Origin of the sequence: Amycolatopsis sp. cmx-4-61 (genome assembly GCF_046548775.1) — a bacterium.
Taxonomy (GTDB): domain Bacteria; phylum Actinomycetota; class Actinomycetes; order Mycobacteriales; family Pseudonocardiaceae; genus Amycolatopsis.
In genome coordinates this window covers 159,728-178,455 of record NZ_JAEBEI010000014.1, presented here as the reverse complement: position 1 = coordinate 178,455, position 18,728 = coordinate 159,728, and the positions used below count along the sequence as shown (strand labels likewise).

Below are 18,728 nucleotides of genomic sequence, written 5' to 3'. Positions count from 1 at the left end.
CGCCCAGCCGAGCGTGCGAAGCCCGCGTCCCGTTATCCCCCCGCAGTGGCCCGCGACCGCGCCGGATGGGCCCGCCGGATGCCGAACGGCTGCATCCGGGCCTCCGCGCGCCGGACGTCCCACGTCGCGCCCATTCCCGTGTACGCCGTCAGGGCCGCCCGGAACGCCGTGCGTGCCTGGGCCAACTCGCCCGACACCGCCAGCAGGATCGCCGCGTCCTCCGTGGCCTTCGCCTCCTTCAGCACCCGGCCGGCCGCCCGGTAGTGCCCCGCCGCCGTCAGGACCGGGGCCGGGTCGCCCGTCGCCAGGCCGCGGCAGTGCGCGGCCGCCGCCGCGTGGGCCGGGGGGATCTCGCCCTCCGGCTCGAGCAGGCGCACCGCCTCCTCCGCCCGCTGCCGGTCGCCGAGGAACAACGCCAGCCTCACCAGGTCGGGGAGCCACTGGTGGCGGGCCGCCGGTGGGTGGTCGTCCTCCAGCAGGGGCGACAGCGCCGCCAGCGCCGCCTCCGGCCTGCCCTCCTGCTCGGCCAGCAACGCGCGCGCCGCGAGCAGGAAGTCGCCGCCGTCCGGCTCCAGCCCGGGCGGCCACTGCCGGCGGTCCGCCGCGTCCAGGTGCGTCCTGGCCTGGCCCGGATCGCCGCGGTGCCCGGCGATCAGCGCGCCGACGCCGTGGACCAGCAGCGCCGAGCCCGGGCTGCGCAGCACGTAGGACGCCGTCTCCGCGCCGTCGCGGATGACCGCGTCCAGCTCGGCCAGCGCCTCGGGCCAGCGGCCCAGCCAGTAGTAGTGCACCGCGCCGGCCAGGTGCATCTCGCCCGGCACCGCGCGGGTCGCGGCGATCCGCCGGGCGGCGTCGAGCGGCTCGGCGGCGTCCTCGAGGCTGTCGAGGTTCGGCACAGCCAGCGCCGCGTCGTCCAGCGGGTGCAGCCCGGCCGGGGCCAGCGCCGTCTCGTCGCCGAGCTTCGCCAGCGTGCCCAGCAGTGCCTCGTGGCGCCCGCGCCACATCTCCGGGACGTCGGCGTCGTCGAGCGTCCGCTTGAGCTCGGCCGTCGCCTCGGAGAAGTCGCCGCGGCGGTAGTAGACGTAGGCCAGGATCCAGCGCATTTCGGCCGCGCGCCTGCTGTCGGACGTCCGCGCCACCACCGAGCGCGCCTCGGCTTCCGGCTCCCGGCCGAGCCAGAACAGCAGCCGGGCCAGGGTCGCGGTCAGCGTCTCGCGCGCGTCCGGCGGCAGCGTGCCCTGCGTGACGGCGTGGCGCAGCAGGTCGACGGCGACCCGCGGCGTCTCGGTGGCCACCGTGCCGATGTGCTCCAGCAGCCACGCCGTGACCCACGGGTCGACCTGCGCGGGCGCGGCGGCGAGCTGCCCGGCGACGCGTTCGGCGGGCGCGCCCGCGGCGGCGAAGGCCTCGGCCAGCTGCCGGTGCAGCGCGACCCGCATCGCGGCGGGCGTCTTTTCGTACAGCACCCGGCGCACCAGCGGGTGCCGGAACGCCAGCCGGTCGCCCGATTCGACGAGCACCCCGGACGTGATCGCCTCGTCGACCGCCCCGACCAGCGCCGTCGGCGGCCGTTCGGTCGCGACGGCGATGTCCGACAGCGAGAACTCGTGGCCCAGCAGCGCCGCCCAGCGCAGCGTGTCGCGGGTCCCGCTGGAGAGGAAGCTCAGGTAGAGGGTGATCCGCGAGCCCAGCGGCGGCGGGATGGTCTGGCACGCATTGCCGTCGAGGTGCGCGTGGACGCCGTCGAGCACGATCATCGACTGCGCGAGCAGCGTCCCGACGATTTCCCGGACGTAGCGGGGGTTCCCGGCCGCGTAGGAAACCAGCAACTGCAGCCCCGGCCCGGGCGGCGCGCCCGCCAGCTCGGTCGCCAGCTCCCGGGTGGCTTCCTCGGCCAGCGGCGGCAGGGTCAGGACGGTGATGTCATCGTTGTCAAGTTCAGCCCGCAGGTCGTCGAGCGCCGCCGGTCGCGGCACCGGACGGCACGCGCCGACGAGCAGCAGCGGCAGCTGCCGTGTCTCCCGGCTCAGGTAGCGCCAGACGTGCAGCGTGGCGTCGTCGGCCCACTGCAGGTCGTCGACGACGAGGACGAGCGGGGCTTCCGCGCACAGCTCGCGGACGAGCCCGAGCACGTCGTCGACGGGGTCTTCGCCGGACTGTCCGGCGAGCCGCGCGGCCAGGGCGGCTCGGCGCGGGTCGGTGGCGCGCGGGTGCACGCCCAGTGCGTCGAGCAACGGCCGCAGAGCGAACCGCTGGTCCAGCGCGTCCGCGGCGGCGAAGGCGGGGTCGAAGTCCCGCGCCGCGGTGAGCAGCTCGGCGAGCAGCGCGCTCCGGCCGCTGCCCGGCTCGCCCTCCAGCCACACCGACCGGCCCTCGCCGGCACCGAGGCCGACGACGGCCTCGTGCAGGCGGTCGAGTTCGGCTTCCCGGCCGACGAAGGTGTCCGCCCGCTCGGGCAGCGCCGCGGCCGGCAGCCGCGCCGGCCGCCGGACCGGCGCCGGGTTCGGTTCCGGCGCCGCGGCGGGTCCTTCCCGCAGCTCGTCGTGCAGCCGGCGCAGGGCGGGTCCGGGTTCGGTGCCCGACGCCTCGACGAGCCGGTCGCGGATGTCGGCGTAGACCGCGATCGCCTCGGTCCGCCGCCCGGCCCGGACCAGGGCCCGCATGAGCAGTCCGTGCACCGTCTCGCGGAACGGGTGTTCGCGGGTCAGCGCGGTCAGCTCGGCGACGAGTTCGGTGTGCCCGCCCGCCTCCAGCACGACCTCGGCGCGCCGCTCGACGGTCGCGAGCCGCACCTCGGTCAGCCGGGCGCGCTGGGCGGCGGCGAACGGCCCGGGCAGGCCGGACAGCGGAACGCCCTGCCAGAGCGCCAGCGCTTCGTCGAAGGTCTCGCGGGCCCCGCGGAGGTCGCCTGCGGCCTGCCGGCGCTGTGCCTGCTCGCGCAGGGTTTCGAACCGGTGGACGTCGATCGCTTCGGCGTCGAGGCGCAGCGAGTAGCCGGAACCGATCGACGCGAGCAACTGCGGACCCTCGCCCTTGGCGCGGCCGGGTTCCAGCGCGCGCCGCAGCCCGGAGACGTAGGTGTAGATCGAGCCCTGCGCGCTCTGCGGCGGCGCGTCGCCCCAGACGGCGTCGATCAGCTCCTCGCGCGAAACCGTGCGGTTCGGGTGCATCGCCAGTGCGGCGAGGACGGTCCGCCGGTGCGCGGAGCCGAGGTCCAGCTCCGTGTCGCCCTGCCAGGCCTTCAAGGGTCCCAACAGCTGGAGTCGCAATGCTGCTGTCGGGGGGTCCAGGGGGGCTTGCCCCCCGGCCGGGGGCTGCGCCCCGGCCCCGGAGGGAGGCAGTGCGGAGCTGTCCGCGGCCGACATCGGTCTCCCTTCGTGCGCGACGAATCGTCACGCGCCGGATGCCTGCCGTGAGCATACGCGGACACCGTGAACCGGCAGGCAAGGATGGCGGACATTCGGGCAACGCGCGCGCGTGCGGGGTTCCGCGCCGCCGCGGCCTGCGCCACCCTCGGGGAGCCCGAGAGGAGCCGCGGATGCCGACCGAAGACATGCAGCGGGCCGCCGCCTGCCTCGCGTCCGCGCTCGATACGGCCCGGTCCCACCTGCGTGCCGTCAACAGCGAGATGGCGATGACGCAGGCGTCGTGGCGCGGTGAGGCGTCGGTGCGGTTCGGCCAGGCGATGCGCGACTGGGAGCAGGAGTACGACGTCATCCTGTCGCGGCTGGCGGAGCTGCTGGAGGCGACCGGCGGCCCGATGCCGCGGCCGCGCCTGCCGTGACGCGGCTCGATTTCGGCTTCGCCGATCTGGTGCTGGACCGGATGGCCGCCATCACCGGAGACCTCGGCGAACTGCTGGCCGACCTGGAGGCCCGGGTCGAGCCGGAGCTGGCCGGCTGGCCGCCGGAGGCCCGGGAGGAGTACCGGCGCGCCCAGCGCGACTGGGCCCGCGCGGCCGGGCGGATGCCGGGGTGCCTGGAGCGGGCGCGGGCGGCGTTCGGGGAGCTTTCTTCACGGGCGTGAAGAAGGAATAGGGAAGGCGTGAAGACACGTCGGCCACACTGCGCGCATGAAGCCCGTCGAAGTGAGCGTCCTCGCCTCGGACCCGATCACGCACGCCGGCGCGGTGAGCCTGCTGGACAACCATCCCGACGTCCGGCTGACCGACCTCGTGCCGGACGTGCTGCTGGTGATGGAGGACCACGTCACCGAGACCGTCCTGGGCCAGATCCGGGCGGCCAAGGCGTCCCACGTCGTGCTGGTCGTCGAGCACTTCCGCGAGAGCGACCTGATGGCGGCGCTGGAGTGCGGGGTGGTGGCGATCCTGCCGCGCCGCGAGACGGGCGGCGCGGAGCTGGTGACGGCGGTCCTCGCCGCGGGCGACGGCACGGCGAACCTGCCGCCGCGGCTGCAGGGCGCGCTGCTCGCGCAGGTGCAGCGGATGCGCAAGGACGTCCTCGAGCCGAACGGGCTGACGCTTTCCGGGCTCGCGGCGCGTGAGTGCGACGTGCTGCGGCTGGTCGCCGAGGGCTTCGGGACCGAGGAGATCGCGGCGAAGCTGTGCTACTCCGAGCGGACCGTGAAGAACGTGCTGTACGGCCTGATGACGCGCTGCGGCCTGAACAATCGTGCCCACGCCGTCGCCTACGCGCTGCGAGCCGGCGCAATCTGAGACGTTTTCTCTGCCGCTGTCACCTTTTCGTGGGCTAGGGTCCGGTCATGGCGCTCACGGCAGTGGAGATCGCGGCCTCGGTCCGGGCCGGGAACCTCGATCCGGTGCGGGTCACCGAGGAGGCCCTCGACCGGATCGCCGCGGCGGACGGCGTCGTCGGCGCGTTCCGCCGGGTGCGCGCCGAGGAGGCGCGGAAGGAAGCCGCCGAGGTCGCCGCGCGGCCGGATCTCGCGTCGCTGCCGCTGGCCGGGGTGCCCGTCGCCGTCAAGGACGTCACGGAGCTGACCGGCGAGTACGCGTCGCACGGTTCGCAGGCGGGATCGTCCGCGCCGGCCGGCGCGGACGGCGTGATCGCGGCGCGGCTGCGGGCCGCGGGTGCGGTGATCGTCGGGCTGACGCGGGTGCCGGAGCTGTGCATCTGGCCGATGAGCGACACCCCCGACGGCATCGCCCGCAACCCGTGGGACCCGACGTACGCCGCGGGCGGATCATCCGGCGGCAGCGCGGCGGCGGTGGCGGCGGGGCTGGTCCCGCTGGCCCACGGTTCGGACGGCATGGGTTCGGTGCGCCTCCCGGCGGCGATGTGCGGCCTGGTGGGCTTGAAGCCGGGCGCGGACCTGCTGGCCGAGGGCGGCTGGTTCGGCATGTCGGTGCACGGGCCGCTGGCCACGACGGTCGCGGACACGGCGTTGCTGCTGTCGGTGCTGGCCGATGCGCCTGCGTTGGCTTCGGTCCCGTCGCCGTCCGCGGTCCGGATCGGGATGTCGACGACGGTGCCGGTGCTGCACACGCCGGTCCCGAAGGAGCTGGTGGCGGCGGTCTCGACGGCGGCGGGCCACCTGGCGGCGGCCGGGCACGCGATCGCCCCGGCGGCCCCGCGGTACCCGGCGACGATGGTCCTGGGCATGACGGCCCGCTGGCTGGCTGGCCCGGCGGTCCAGGCCCGCGACTTCGACATCTCGCGGCTGCAGCGCCGGACGCGAGCCCACATCCGCGCGGGCCGCCTGGCCGAGCGCGCGGGCCTGCTCCACCCGCGCCCGCGCGACCGGTGGATCGCCCGCGCGGAGGAGTTCTTCGCGACGCACGAAGTGCTGCTGACGCCGACGTTGTCGCACTGGCCGGTGAAGGTGGGCCGCTGGCACGAAAAGGGCTGGCTGGCGAACGTCCTGCCGTCGACGCGCCTGGCGGGCTTCACGGGCCAGTGGAACTTCGCGGGTTATCCGGCGATCACGGTCCCGGCGGGCCGGTCGGTGGTGTCGGGTTTGCCCACGTCGGTCCAGCTGGTGGCCCGCCCGGGCGGCGAGTCCCTGCTCCTGGGTTTGGCGGCCCAGCTGGAGGCGGCGAATCCCTGGCCCCGTACGGCCCGCAACTGAACGCACCCCGATGTGGCCTTCGGTGAGGGTGGCGGTGGGGCATGGGAGGAGCACCCAAGGCCGCCATGGGTGCGTCTGACGCAACCAAGGCGGCCTTGGGGCGCTTGTGCCGGCGCCGACGAATCCGGAACTGTCGGTGCCTGCCGGTAGCGTGGGAAACGGGGGCTGCTCAGGCCCGGAACGCGGTGAAGGCCGCGTCGGGGACTCGTAGTCCCGCAACGCGGCCTTCACCGGATGTTCCTTGCCGGCCAGCGATTCCGGCCGGGTGAGCTTGGCCCTGGAGCCGCAGAGCTCAGGAGCTCGGCTTGCTCCCCGTCGGCGACAGCGGCTTCGCGCCGTTGCCGTTCGCCGGCTTGGTCGCCGGGCCGTTCGAGTTCGCCGGCTTCGCCTGCGGCGCCGGCTTGGGAGCCGGAGCGGGCTTCGCCGCCTGCGGCGCGGGCTTCGGAGCTGCCGCGGGCTTCGCCGCCACGGCCTGAGGCGTCGCCTTCGGTTCCACAGTCGCCCCCGCGGCCTGCGCCGCTCCCGCAGGCTGCGCTCCTGCGGGCTGCCCCGGCTGCGCCGCCGCAGCGACCTGCGCCGCCGCTCCCGCAGGCTGCACTGCCGCCGGCTGCGCCCCTGCGGGTTGCCCCGCCGCAGCGGCCTGCGCCGCCGCACCCGCCGCTCCTGCGGCCTGCGCCGCTCCCGCAGCCTGCGCCGCTCCTGCGGCCTGCGCCGCGCCCACCGGCTGCGCCGCCGCACCCGCCGCTCCTGCGGCCTGCGCCGCGCCCGCCGGCTGCGCCGCCGCTCCTGCGGCCTGCGCCGCTCCCGCCGGCTGCGCCGCCGCTCCTGCGGCCTGCGCCGCTCCCGCCGGCTGCGCCGCCGCTCCTGCGGCCTGCGCCGCTCCCGCCGGCTGCGCCGCCGCCGCTCCCGCGGGCTGCACCGCCGCCTTCGGGAGCGTCGGCTGCACCACCGGTACGACCGGTGCCGCCGGGGTTGTCGCCGAGTCCGCATCTCCGCCGACCAGCCTCGAGGCCTGGGGGATCACCGCCTCCTCCGGCAGTGCCGCCAGCTGCGTCTCGCTGCGGTTGAGGATGTCCTCCGCCATCGCCAGGCTCTTGCGGGCCTGCTCGCGGATCTCCGCCAGGCGCTCGACCTTGCGGTTGGCCGCCGTCGTGCGCTGGGCTGCCTGGGTGGTTGCCTCGTCGAGCCGGCGCTTGGCCTCCGCCGTGGCCTCGTCCAGGCGCCGCTTCGCCTCGGCCGTCGCCTCCGCGATCCGGCGCTCCGCCTGGTTCTTGCTCGCCGTGCGCTGGTCCGCGATGTGCTTCTCCAGCGCCGCCTTCTCGGCCGCCTGGGCCGCCTCGAACTCGCGCTCCAGCTTCCGGCGCTTCCGCTCGGCCTCGTTGTCCAGCAGCTCGCGCCGCTGGGCCGCCTCGATCGTCAGCCGCTGGACTTCGGCGCGCGTCTCCGCCAGCGCGGCCTCGTGCTCGGAGTGCAGCAGGTCGGCCTGCTTGTCCAGCTCCGCGACCAGCTTCGTGTACCGCTCGCGCAGCTTCGTCGACGCCTCCGTCGAGGACGCCCACGTCTTCTCCGCGGCCACCTCGGCGCGCTTGATGATCTCGTCCGCGCGGGCCTGCGCGAGCGTCACCGTGCGCTGCATCCGCTCGTCGAGGTCCTCCAGCCGCTCCGGCGGCTTCTTCAGCTCCTCGACGCGTGCCTCGAGCGCCGCGACCTGCTGCCGGACGGACTCGACCTCTCGGGCCGCGGCCGCGGCCTGGGCCGCGGCGGCGTCGCGTTCGCTGAGCACGCGGCGCAGCTGGGCTTCGACGTGGTCGAGGTACTGCCGGACCTCGTTGCGGTCGAAACCGTGCCAGGCCTGGGTGTACTCACGACGGAGGGGGAGGAGGCCGTTGAGGGCGGTTGCGGCGGGGTCGCGCTCAGAAACCATGCGCCCGACCGTACCCGGGCACCCGCCGCCTCCGCCGTCCGGCTTAACGAATCACTGACACGTGTCGCGCTGTCGCCGGAATGGCCTCACCCGGGGAACGCAGAGTGAGCTTGAAAACCGGCATCCGCGCTGACCAGCGGGACGGAGTCACCAGTGGAACCCGCGGGAAAGCCGGGCCAGCGCCATCGCCGCGCGCGAGAGGTGTTTCTCGCCACGTCCGATCTTGAGCTCGCCCGAACCGCCCGCCGCGGCCGAATCCGGGAAGATCCGGAAACCCTGGTACGCGATCGCGTCGGTGAGGCCCGGCGTGAGCGTGTAGGCCAGTCCGATCGCCTGCCCGGCCGGGGTGCCGATGTGCTTCGGCCGCTCGACGAGCGCCTTCATCACCATGTCCGCGGCCTGCTCCGGCGACTTCGTCGGGAACGCGTCGTAGATCTTCGTCGGGCGGATCATCGGGGTGCGCACCAGCGGCATGTGAATGGTGGTGAACGTGATGCCGTCGCCGTGCGTCTCGGTCGCCGCGATGCGCGAGAAGTAGTCCAGCGCCGCCTTCGAAGCCGCGTACGCGGAGAAGCGCGGGGCGATGCCCTGGACGCCGATCGACGACACGTTCACGATGTGCCCGAACTTGCGCTCCGACATGTGCGGCAGCACCGCGAGGATCAGCCGGACCGCGCCGAAGTAGTTGATCGCCATCGCGCGCTCGTAGTCGTGCATCCGGTCGTAGGACAGCTTGATCGACCGGCGGATCGACCGGCCGGCGTTGTTCACCAGCATGTCGATCCGGCCGTGCTCGGCCAGCATCGCGTCGACGGCCTTGCGCAGCGAGTCCTCGTCGGTCAGGTCGGCCGGGTACACCGACGCCGTGCCGCCGGCGGCGACGATCTCGTCGCGGACCTCTTCCAGCTCGTGCTGGCGGCGCGCGACGAGCAGCGGGACACCGCCCGCGGCGGCGACCTTCAGCGCCGTCGCCCGCCCGATGCCCGAGGACGCGCCGGTGATGATCACGCGGCGGCCGTCCAGCTCACCGCGCGGGCCGTGCTTGCGCGCGCGGAAGGGGTCGAGGTGCTCGCGCCAGTAGCGCCACAGCGTCGGCGCGTACTCCTCCAGTCGCGGGACTTCCACGGTGCCGGCCAGCGCCTTGCGCGTCTCGGCCGAGGAGAACACCGACGGGAACGCCATCGTGTCCAGCAGCACCGGCGGGATGCCGAACCGCTCGAGGACGGCGTCGCGCGCGATGGTGACACCGGGGATGTGCTCGGTCAGCTTGACCAGCCCGACGATCCGCTTCGAGATGCCCTCGCCCAGCTGGACGGTGATCGTCGGCGCCCCCGCGGCCCGCGCGAAGGCGTTGTACACCGACACGACCGGCTGCGGCTCGGGGTTGACCAGGTGGAAGGCGCGGCCGTCGAGCCCCGGCTTGACCACCAGCTCCAGCAGCGCCTTGGCGACGTAGTCGACCGGCACGATGTTGGTGTCGCCCAGGTCCGGGCCGACGACCGGCAGCACGTCGGGCAGCCCGGCGAGCCGGTTGATCGCCGGGAAGAGGTAGTACGGGCCGTCGATCTTGTCCATTTCGCCGGTCTCGGAGTGCCCGACGACGACGGCGGGCCGGTACACCCGCCACGGCACCCGGTCCTGCTCGCGGACGATCTTCTCGGCTTCGAACTTGGTCCGGTGGTACGGCGTGACCAGCCGCTGCCCGGCGTCGAACATCTCCTCGGTGAACACGCCTTCGTGGTCGCCCGCGACGGCCACCGACGACACGTGGTGCAGGCAGCCCGCGCGCAGGTCCGCGGCGAGGTCGACGACGGCCCGCGTCCCGTCCACATTGGCCTTGACGCTGGCTTCGTCGTCGGCGGTGAGGTCGTAGAGCGCGGCGAGGTGGACGATGTGGTCGACACTGCCGCGCAGCTGCTCCCGGTCCGCTTCGGACACGCCGAGCAGCGGCTCGCCGAGGTCGCCGGTGACGAGCGTGACGCGGTCGGAGTGCGGCCACTGGTCGACGAGCGCGGCCAGCCTGGCCCGCGAGGACGCGCGCACCACGAGGGCGACGCGGTCGTCGTCGGGGCGGGAGAGCAGCAGCCGGGTGAAGTGACGGCCGATCAGTCCGGTCGCCCCGGTCACCAAGAACGTCGCCATCTGACTCACACCTCTCGCCGCCACAGCCCTGACCCTGGGCATTGTGCTGCATGGCGTCGCCCGCGACCACCGTGTCGAAACGTGATGTTACCCACGGGTAACTTATGCGGGGTCCGCGATGACGACGCGGTTCTCCTCGTAGCCGTCCGAGCCGCCGACCCACCGGCCGCCGCACGTCACCAGGACCACGCGGTGCGGGCCGGACGGGCCGAACAGGTAGTCCGCGCGCGCCGGCAGGTCGCTCTTGTGCACCGTGACCAGCTGCGAGATCCGGTACCGCCACGTCTTGCCCGAACTGTCCACAATGGTCACCTCGGCGCCGATCCTGGCCGACCACAGCTCGGCGAACGGCCCGGTCGCGCCCCGCCAGTTCACGTGGCCGGCGAACACGCTCGCCCCGCTCGCCGCGTCGAGGGACGCGCCCCACCACGTCGCCTGCCCGAGGTCCGCGGGGATCGGCAGCTCGCCGCCGGGGCCGAGGTCCATGCGCACCAGCGTCGCCGTCCCGCCGGCGGGCAGCCGGACGGTGCCGGGCCGCTGCTGCCGGGTCGGCGGTGGGGACGGCGGTGGCGCCGCCGAGGAAGACGTCTGTGCGGCCGGCGCGGCCGGAGCCGCGGATGTCGTCGCCGCCGGGGATGAGGACGGCGCCGGAGCCGCGGCAGCGGCCGCGCCCGCGGCGGGCAGTGCCGTGCCGGCCACGACGGCCACGGGTGGCGCGGTGACCACGGAGGAGCCGAACTCCACCGCGAGCACCGTCGCCGCGCCGAGCGCGAAGCCGGCGAGCAGCCGGCCCCGGCCGCGCTTCGGCGGGGGCGGCTCCGGGTCGCCGTCGGGCAGCTCGTCGTCGACGGCCGCCCAGCCGGTGCCCCGGTGCCATTCCTCGGCGAACCAGTCTTCGCCCTGCCAGCCGTGGTGCGCCACGCCGTTACCGCCGGGACGCCCGCCGCGCGGCGGCACCGGCCAGCCCGGCCGCCAGCAGCACCAGCAGGCCGAGTCCGGCCAGGCCCAGCGCGGAATAGTGCGTCTCGACGGCTCCTCGGGCCAGCGCCACCGGCTGGTCGCCGGCCGGGATCGCGCGCGGGACCTCGTTCGGTTTGTTCGCCACCGTCAGCGCGAGGGTCTCGCCCGGCTTCAGCGTGCCGCACGCCGACGGCGGGTTCTGCGGGTCGTAGGCGTTCGTGTAGCCCGGCGGCGGGCTCGCCTCGACGACGCAGATTTCCTGCGGCGCGCGCAGGTTCTCCACCGTCACGCCGCCGGTCTTGCCGTCGGTGGTGACGACGACGGGTTTGCCGTCGGCCCCGGTGAGCGGCTTGCCGTCCTGGCCGAGCGCGGCCGACGTCCGGTCCTTGCCGGTGATCCGCAGGACGGCGCCGCCGACGCCCTTGCCGGTGTTCGCGTCCGTCTTGGTCACCTGGACGGTGCCGGGCTTGGCCACCTCGACCACGCCCTGGGCGGTCAGTTCCTTCTCGCCGCCGGTGGAAACCACGCGCTGCACCTTGGTGTCGACCGGCACCCGCACGTACGGCCGGTCGGCCGGTGCGGAGAGCGCGGCCACCAGCTTCGGCCGGTCCCCGGCCGGGGTCAGCTTCACGTGCACGGTGCCGTCCGCGCCCGTCTTGAGCGTGACTTCCTTCGCCGCGGCCTGCGGGCTCGAGTTCCCGGAGGCGGTGTCCGCCTTCCCGTCGTCGAGGGTGGCGTCGGTCGCCGTCAGCTTCACCGGGACGTCCGGGACGCCCTTGTCGCCGGCGTTCTGCACGGTGACCGTCCACTCGGCGGCCTCGCCGGGGTGCTGGTCGCCCTTCGGCGTGGTCAGCGACGCGGTCCACGGCCCGCGGTTGGTTTCGGCGTCCGTCTTCAGCCGGTCGACGGCGTCGGCCGCGGCCGGGAAGTTGTCGCGCAGGAACTTGAGGTGCCCTGGCGCGTCGTAGGCGATCTTGTCCGCGGGCAGGCTCGGGTCGAGGTCGGCCGGGGTGCGCGGCGCCGCGGTCCAGGAGTGCAGCAGGTGCGCGAGCGCGGTCGCCTCGTCCGCGGCCTTGGTGTCGCCGTAGCGCAGCAGCAGGTAGGAGATGTTCGCGGCGGCCTCGGCGGGCAGCTTCGTGCCCCACTTCGTGAGCAGTTCGTCGCCGGGCTTGTACTGCTCGTCGGTGTCCGGCGCCCGGAGCAGGAAGCTGACGCAGAACACCTGCCGGCCGCCGACGACGTACGACCCCAGCCAGACCTGGTGGTCCGAACCCTGCTGGCCGCCGACCCGGTGGCCGATGCCTTCCTGGCTGGCGGCGGCGGCCGGGGACGCGCCGACCGTCACGGAAAGCGTGCCGAGCAGGGCCGCGGCGACGAGACCGATGAGCGCGCGAACACCCGCGCGTGGGCGTGCTGACCACCCCATGTGTCAATGCTCCTTCGTTCGACGCGCGGCATGGCCCCGCGTCTGTGCAGGTCACACGACTGATCAAGTCCCCGACGCGCGTTCGGTGAACGTCCGAGCACGCGAAGTGAGCGTTGCGTCAAGGAGCGAAACTGTGTACCGCTCTTCGGGTGGCTGTCGCCGAACGGTCGTGGCGGCCGTCGCTTACCGTGTCGTCCACGGCCGGTGGGCGGCCGTCGAGTAAAGTGTTCTTTACTCGACGGGAACCGCTCGTCCCCGGCGGTCGTTGAACCCGATGCAGCGATGATCCACGAAGCAGCAGATCCAGGAGGATCAGGTGCGTTCCAGTAGCAACCCGGCGTTCCGCAACCTGCCCAGCGGCGGAACCCAGACTTACGGGCAGTACGGGCCCCCGGTGGGCTTCAACCAACCCCAGGGCGGCGTGCCCGGGTACGGCCCCGGCCGGACGGCCTCCGGTGAGGGCGACCGCCCGATGACCGTCGACGACGTCGTCGTCAAGACGGGTCTGTCCCTCGGTACCGCGCTGCTGTTCGGGGTGATCACGGCGATCTGGGCGCAGGTCCAGCTGGCCGACACCGGCCGGCTGTCCGGTGCGCTCATCGGCGTGATGCTCGCCGGCCTGGTCGTCGGCCTCGTCGTCTCGCTGGTCATCATCTTCCGCCAGAAGCCCAGCGGCGCGCTGACGCTGACGTACTCGGCGGCCGAAGGTCTCTTCCTCGGTGCGCTGAGCGGCGTGTTCGAGGTGATCTACCCGGGCATCGCGCTGCAGGCGATCGTCGGCACCGTGGGTGTCTTCATCGGCATGCTGGTGGTCTACAAGACGGGCGCGGTCAAGGTCACGCCCAAGCTGACCAAGTGGATCGTCGGCGCCGTCGTCGGTGTCGCGGTCCTGATGCTGTTCAACCTGATCAGCTCGCTGGCCTTCGGGTTCAACCCGCTGCGCGACGGCAGCCCGCTCGCCATCGCGTTCAGCATCCTGTGCATCGGCATCGCGGCGTTCAGCTTCCTGCTCGACTTCGACCAGGCCGACCGGATGATCCGCGAGGGCATGCCGTCGAAGTGGGCGTGGTACACGGCGTTCGGCCTGATGACGACGCTGGTTTGGCTGTACCTGGAGATCCTGCGGCTGCTCTCGTACTTCCGCGATTGACCTGGCTGACAGTCCCGCAGTGAAGGCGCTCCGTAACCGGCGGGGCGCCTTTTCTGTGGGTAATTCGTGCATTTGTGGACCCCGCTGCGGACGGCGCTCACCCTGCGTGTTTGATGAGCCGGTCGGTTCTCATTTCACATGTGTGAGGTTCACAGTGAGCGTTCCCCCTCCGGCCCCCGGGGGCCAGCAGCCGGTGGGTCAGCCCGATCCCTACGGTCCGCCGCCGGGCGGCCAGCCGCAGCAGCCGCAGGGTCAGCCGGGGCAGTACGGCCAGCCGGGGCAGTACGGTCCGCCCCCGGGGCAGTTCCCGCCCGGCCAGCAGGGGTTCGCGCCCGGTCAGCCGGGTTTCCCGCCCGGCCAGCCCGGTTTCCCGCCCGCGCCGCCGGCCCCGCCGAAGCGCTCGAAGGCCAAGCTGATCCTGGGCGGCATCGGTGCGCTCGTGGTGCTCGCGATCATCGCCGTCGGGATCATCTCCTTCATGAAGTCGCCGGCCACCTCGAACGCCGGTGACTGCCTCACCATCACCGAGTTCACCCAGGGCGGCGACGACCCGGTGAAGGCCGACTGCAACGACCCGAAGGCGAACGTCAAGATCGCCAAGAAGCTGGAGACCGCTTCCGAGGCCTGCCCCGGCGGCTCCTCCGGCGCCGGCTACGACACCTACTCGGTCACCGGCCGCAGCTCCTACAAGCTGTGCCTGATGATCAACGCGAAGCAGGGCGACTGCCTGGCGAACTTCACGTCCCAGACCAAGGGTTACGTGAAGGTCCCGTGCACCGACCCGTCGAAGGACGGCGAGCTGGTGAAGGTCGTGACGGGCCAGGCGGACAAGAGCGTCTGCGAAGGAACCGACGCAACGCGCGTGGCGGTGTACCCGGAGCCGGCGACGACGATGTGCGTGAAGACGAACGAATAGCTGTGGTCTCACGAAGGCCCCCTCACCATGTGGTGAGGGGGCCTTCGCCGCGTGCGGGGGCTGTGCGGGTGTTCCGACGCCCGCGGGATGGCGGCGGGGCGTCGCCGGACGGCGGCAGGTCGCGGTGGGTGGGGCCGCCCGCCAGGGGCCCCGAAGCCTTATCCCCAGCCCAGCCCAGCCCAGCCCAGCCCAGCCCAGCCCAGCCCCCAGCCGCGGCCTCGGCGCCGGGTGGCGGCTTTCGACCCGATCCCATGGGCGGCGCTCCGTCGCCCGCGGCGTGGTGGCGGCGGCGCCCTGTCCGATGCGTCGGTCACCACACGAGCCAGCAGCATTCGGGGGCATCCGGATTGCTCCGTTCGTCCCACAGTGTGCGACGGGCTGCGACGGACCCGTCACCCGATCTAGCTTTTGGTCGTCCTGCCCGCCCGAGCCTGGAGTACCGGTGGCGACGACCGAATCCCCGATCGGTGACAAGAAGGTCCTCGACTTCCCCACGTCCTGCGCCGCGCCCGTGCCGCGGCCGGAAGACCCCGTCAAGACCGGCCCGCTGGCCGTCGCCGGGGTACTTGCCGCCGGCCTCACCTGGTACGTCTGGGCGAGCCAGGGCGCCAAGTCCGGCGTCCTGCTGTTGCTCGGCTTCGGCCTCGGGCTCGCGCTGTTCCACTCGCGGTTCGGCTTCACCTCGGCGTGGCGGCAGCTGATCGCCGTCGGCAACGGGCAGGGGCTGCGGGCCCACACCGTCCTGCTCGGCACCGCCGCGACGCTCATCGCGCTGATCGCGGGCACCGGCAGCGGCCTCTTCGGCAGCAAGCCGGCGCCGACGGCGGGCGCCCTCGGCCTCGCCCTCTTCGTCGGCGCGACGCTCTTCGCGATCGGCATGCAGCTGGGCGGCGCGTGCGCGTCCGGGACGCTGTTCGCCGTCGGCTCCGGGCAGTCCGCGATCGTGCTCACCCTCGGCGGGTTCGTCCTCGGCTCGGTGCTCTACACCTGGGCGTACCCGGTGCTGTCCGGCTGGCCGGAACTGAAGGGCGTGCTGCTGGCCGACCACGTCGGCTGGTTCGGCTCGTGGGCGATCACCATCGCCGTCCTCGCCGGGATCGTCCTGGTGACCCGGGCGGTGCAGCGCCGCCGGACGCCGCCGCCGGTGGACGTCGTGCCGACCGCGCGCGGCTTCGCCCGCGTCTTCCGCGGTTCCTGGCCGATGCTCGCCGGCGCGGTCGTGCTGGGCGTGCTGGCCGCCGCCGTGTTCCTCGTCTCCGGCGGGATCTGGGGCATCACCAGCGCGTTCGCCCTGTGGGGCGCCAAGGTCCTGCAGGTGTTCGGGCTGCACCCGGAATCGTGGGAGTTCTGGCGCCAGAAGGCGAACGCGGCGTCGCTGGCCGGCCCGATCTGGCGGGACAAGACCAGCCTCACCGACATCGGCATCATGATCGGCGCGGCGGTCGCCGCCGCGGCCGCGGGCGCGTGGAAGATCCACAGTTCCATCCCGTGGCGCACGGCGGTGGCGGCGCTCCTCGGTGGCGTCCTGATGGGCGTCGGCGCGCGCATGGCGGGCGGCTGCAACATCGGCGCGTACCTCGGCGGCATCTCCACCGGCAGCCTGCACGGCTGGCTGTGGGGCGTGTTCGCCCTCGGCGGCACGTGGCTCGGCCTGAAGCTGCGCCCGCTGTTCGGGCTGGCGAACCCCGAGCCGTCCGACAGCGTCTGCTGACAGACGGAGGCCCCCACCCGCCGGGTGGGGGCCTCCGCCGAGGAATCAGGAAAGGCGCTCGATGATCAGCGCCATGCCCTGGCCGCCGCCGACGCACATCGTCTCGAGGCCGAACTGCTTGTCGTGGTGCTGCAGGGAGTTGATCAGCGTCGAGGTGATCCGGGCGCCGGTCATGCCGAACGGGTGACCGACCGCGATCGCGCCGCCGTTGACGTTCAGCCGGTCCAGGTCGATGCCCAGGTCCCGGTACGACGGGATGACCTGCGCCGCGAACGCCTCGTTGATCTCGACCAGGTCGATGTCGCCGATCGAGAGCCCGGCGCGCGAAAGCGCCTGCTTGGACGCCTCGACCGGGCCGTAGCCCATGATCTCCGGCGACAGCCCGGTGACGCCGGTGGACACGATCCGCGCCAGCGGCGTCAGGCCCAGCTCACGCGCCTTCGTGTCGGACATGATGACCAGCGCCGCCGCGCCGTCGTTGAGCGCGCAGCAGTTGCCCGCCGTGACGCGGCCGTCGGGGCGGAACACCGGCTTCAGGCCGGCGACGCCGTCCAGCGTCACGCCGGCGCGCGGGCCGTCGTCCTTCGAGACGACCGTGCCGTCCGGCAGCGTGACCGGGGTGATGTCCTTGGCCCAGAAGCCGTCCGCGATGGCCTTCTCGGCCAGGTTCTGCGAGCGGACGCCGAACTCGTCCATCTCCTCGCGCGTGACGCCCTTCAGCCGCGCCAGGTTCTCCGCGGTCTGGCCCATCGCGATGTAGACGTCGGGGACGTTGCCCTCGGTGCGCGGGTCGGTCCAGGTGTCGGTGCCGGACTCGGCGGTCGTCTTGGTGCGCGCCTCGGCGTCGGCGAACAGCGGGTTGTGCGTGTCGGGCCAGGAGTCCGAGCTGCCCTTCGAGAACCGCGAGACGGTCTCGACGCCGGCCGAGATGAACACGTCGCCTTCGCCGGCCTTGATCGCGTGGAACGCCATCCGGGTGGTCTGCAGGCTGGAGGAGCAGTACCGGGTGATCGTGCAGCCGGGCAGGTGGTCGTAGCCCAGCTCGACGGCGACCGCGCGGCCCATGTTGAACCCGGACTCGCCGCCCGGCAGGCCGCAGCCCAGCATCAGGTCGTCGATGTCCGCCGGGTCCAGCTGGGGCACCTTGGCCAGGGCCGCCTGGACCATCTGCACGGTCAGGTCGTCGGGCCGCATGCCGACCAGCGAACCCTTGTTGGCCCGCCCGATGGGCGAGCGTGCGGTGGAGACGATGACGGCTTCAGGCATGACGTGACACATCCTCGTATCGCGAGCTAAGCAGTTGCTCACCATACTGCCGGGTACGGCCCCGGCGGCAAAGCCCAACGCGACCTGCGCCACTCCTGGCAAGATCGGGCGGCGTGGCGAACGAGCCGGAACGGGTGCTGCGGACCAGGACGATCGTGCTGTGGGGCGTCGGGCTGCTGGTGGTGGCCGGGGTCGCCGCGGCCGCGCTGCTGACCCTGCTGGGCGGCGGCCGCCCGGAGGATTCGGCCCGGCTCGACGCGCTGAAGACCGCGGCCAGCATCGTCGTCGGCACCGGGGGCGCCGCCGCCCTGCTGCTCGCCGCCCGGCGGCAGCGCTCGGCCGAGCTGGAGCTGGTGCAGAAGGACCACGACGCGACCGAACGCCGGATCACCGAGATGTACGGCAAGGCCGCCGACCAGCTCGGCAGCGACAAGGCGCCGGTCCGGCTGGCCGGGCTGTACGCGCTCGAACGGCTCGCCGCCGCGCACCCGGAGCACCGGCAGACGATCGTCAACGTCTTCTGCGCCTACCTGCGGATGCCCTTCGACCCCGAGAAGGACGAAGAAGAGGGGCAGGTGCGCAGGGCCGCGCAGCGCATCCTCATGCTGCACCTGCGTCCCGGCCGCGGGGAGCGGCCGAGCGGCGACTTCTGGCCGGACACCGACCTCGACTTCTCCGGGGCGAAGCTCGTCGAGCTGACCCTCACGCACTGCGTGATCCGGTCGATCACCTGCGATCACGCGAAGTTCCTCGGCTCGGCCACCTTCCGCGGCACCGAATTCCGCACCAAGGCCGATTTCACCAAGGCGTACTTCCGGGACAGCGTCGATTTCCGGGGAACCGTTTTCGGCGGCGAACGCGAGAGTTTCGCCGACGCTCTTTTCGCAGGTCCGGTCGACTTCGGCACGAATTCGGCCGCCCGGCTCGCGGGCGCCGAGGCCGAGCCGGGCTTTCCCCGGACCTGGCCACCGGGCTGGCAAGAAGGGCCGAAAACCGCAGGCTCCGAGCGGCTGCAATTGACGAGAAACGACGAACCGGCGAGCCGATAGGATCGTCCCGCGGGTCGCCAGCCGACCGAGAAGGGTGCGGTGGCCCACGGCCGGTACCGGTGCGCCCGCGCGGCTCGGGTGGCCGCCCGATCGCGCACGAGTGGACAACCCCGCCGGTCGGCCGTTTAGGCTGGCG

At 73.3% G+C, this 18,728-nt stretch carries 13 protein-coding genes and 1 pseudogene; 8 read left to right on the top strand and 6 right to left on the bottom strand.

Annotation, left to right across the window (positions count from 1 at the left end; all coding sequences use genetic code 11):
* Positions 1-32: 32 nt before the first annotated feature.
* Positions 33-3,245 (bottom strand): BTAD domain-containing putative transcriptional regulator, encoded by a 3,213-nt coding sequence (locus ACLJOU_RS32420; RefSeq protein WP_410572959.1) that lies wholly within the window; start codon positions 3,243-3,245, stop codon positions 33-35.
* A 293-nt stretch (positions 3,246-3,538) separates the two neighbouring features.
* Between ACLJOU_RS32420 and ACLJOU_RS32415 the strand changes: the two genes are divergently transcribed.
* Genes ACLJOU_RS32415 through ACLJOU_RS32400 form a run of 4 tightly spaced genes read left to right on the top strand, consistent with a single transcriptional unit; the run spans position 3,539 to position 6,048 of the window.
* The gene (locus ACLJOU_RS32415; protein ID WP_410572777.1) at positions 3,539-3,784 is read left to right on the top strand and encodes a WXG100 family type VII secretion target; all 246 of its coding nucleotides are present in this window, start codon (positions 3,539-3,541) and stop codon (positions 3,782-3,784) included.
* Positions 3,781-4,026, top strand: a complete 246-nt coding sequence (locus ACLJOU_RS32410) for a WXG100 family type VII secretion target (protein ID WP_410572775.1) — start codon at positions 3,781-3,783, stop codon at positions 4,024-4,026. The genes ACLJOU_RS32415 and ACLJOU_RS32410 overlap by 4 nt, the downstream gene beginning before the upstream one ends.
* Before the next feature lie 46 nt (positions 4,027-4,072).
* Positions 4,073-4,675 carry a helix-turn-helix transcriptional regulator gene (locus ACLJOU_RS32405; RefSeq protein WP_410572773.1) on the top strand — a complete coding sequence of 201 codons (603 nt, stop codon included), beginning with the start codon at positions 4,073-4,075 and terminating at the stop codon, positions 4,673-4,675.
* A 47-nt stretch (positions 4,676-4,722) separates the two neighbouring features.
* Positions 4,723-6,048 (top strand): amidase family protein, encoded by a 1,326-nt coding sequence (locus tag ACLJOU_RS32400; protein ID WP_410572771.1) that lies wholly within the window; start codon positions 4,723-4,725, stop codon positions 6,046-6,048.
* 769 nt (positions 6,049-6,817) lie between these two features.
* Here the strand turns inward: ACLJOU_RS32400 and ACLJOU_RS32395 are convergent.
* From ACLJOU_RS32395 to ACLJOU_RS32380, 4 genes and pseudogenes are all read right to left on the bottom strand, one after another.
* Positions 6,818-7,972: pseudogene (locus ACLJOU_RS32395) on the bottom strand (cell division protein DivIVA); the annotation flags it as partial.
* Between the two features lie 147 nt (positions 7,973-8,119).
* A complete protein-coding gene (locus ACLJOU_RS32390; RefSeq protein ID WP_410572769.1) occupies positions 8,120-10,114 on the bottom strand; it encodes an SDR family oxidoreductase in 1,995 nt (664 codons plus the stop codon).
* A gap of 102 nt (positions 10,115-10,216) precedes the next feature.
* Positions 10,217-11,035 carry a class F sortase gene (locus tag ACLJOU_RS32385; RefSeq protein ID WP_410572767.1) on the bottom strand — a complete coding sequence of 273 codons (819 nt, stop codon included), beginning with the start codon at positions 11,033-11,035 and terminating at the stop codon, positions 10,217-10,219.
* 4 nt (positions 11,036-11,039) lie between these two features.
* On the bottom strand, positions 11,040-12,500 hold the full coding sequence (locus ACLJOU_RS32380; protein ID WP_410572765.1) for a collagen binding domain-containing protein: 1,461 nt from the start codon (positions 12,498-12,500) through the stop codon (positions 11,040-11,042).
* A 316-nt stretch (positions 12,501-12,816) separates the two neighbouring features.
* Here ACLJOU_RS32380 and ACLJOU_RS32375 point away from each other — a divergent pair, with 316 nt between their 5' ends.
* The 3 genes from ACLJOU_RS32375 (at position 12,817) to ACLJOU_RS32365 (ending at position 16,277) form a co-directional block, all read left to right on the top strand.
* The gene (locus tag ACLJOU_RS32375) at positions 12,817-13,650 is read left to right on the top strand and encodes a Bax inhibitor-1/YccA family protein (protein ID WP_410572763.1); all 834 of its coding nucleotides are present in this window, start codon (positions 12,817-12,819) and stop codon (positions 13,648-13,650) included.
* 154 nt (positions 13,651-13,804) lie between these two features.
* Positions 13,805-14,566, top strand: a complete 762-nt coding sequence (locus ACLJOU_RS32370) for a hypothetical protein (RefSeq protein ID WP_410572761.1) — start codon at positions 13,805-13,807, stop codon at positions 14,564-14,566.
* 442 nt (positions 14,567-15,008) lie between these two features.
* Complete coding sequence (locus tag ACLJOU_RS32365; RefSeq protein WP_410572759.1) at positions 15,009-16,277, top strand: YeeE/YedE family protein; 1,269 nt, start codon at positions 15,009-15,011, stop codon at positions 16,275-16,277.
* A 45-nt stretch (positions 16,278-16,322) separates the two neighbouring features.
* On the opposite strand, the gene ACLJOU_RS32360 is transcribed toward ACLJOU_RS32365, so the two are convergent.
* Positions 16,323-17,543, bottom strand: a complete 1,221-nt coding sequence (locus ACLJOU_RS32360; RefSeq protein ID WP_410572757.1) for an acetyl-CoA C-acetyltransferase — start codon at positions 17,541-17,543, stop codon at positions 16,323-16,325.
* Between the two features lie 113 nt (positions 17,544-17,656).
* Here ACLJOU_RS32360 and ACLJOU_RS32355 point away from each other — a divergent pair, with 113 nt between their 5' ends.
* Complete coding sequence (locus ACLJOU_RS32355; protein WP_410572755.1) at positions 17,657-18,592, top strand: pentapeptide repeat-containing protein; 936 nt, start codon at positions 17,657-17,659, stop codon at positions 18,590-18,592.
* Positions 18,593-18,728 lie beyond the last annotated feature (136 nt).

Bases quoted from the DNA above. Each gene is read 5' to 3' on its own strand.
- ACLJOU_RS32415 (WP_410572777.1), top strand. From the start codon at position 3,539: ATGCCGACCGAAGACATGCAGCGGGCCGCCGCCTGCCTCGCGTCCGCG.
- ACLJOU_RS32405 (WP_410572773.1), top strand. From the start codon at position 4,073: ATGAAGCCCGTCGAAGTGAGCGTCCTCGCCTCGGACCCGATCACGCAC.
- ACLJOU_RS32400 (WP_410572771.1), top strand. From the start codon at position 4,723: ATGGCGCTCACGGCAGTGGAGATCGCGGCCTCGGTCCGGGCCGGGAAC.
- ACLJOU_RS32390 (WP_410572769.1), bottom strand. From the start codon at position 10,114: ATGGCGACGTTCTTGGTGACCGGGGCGACCGGACTGATCGGCCGTCAC.
- ACLJOU_RS32380 (WP_410572765.1), bottom strand. From the start codon at position 12,500: ATGGGGTGGTCAGCACGCCCACGCGCGGGTGTTCGCGCGCTCATCGGT.
- ACLJOU_RS32360 (WP_410572757.1), bottom strand. From the start codon at position 17,543: ATGCCTGAAGCCGTCATCGTCTCCACCGCACGCTCGCCCATCGGGCGG.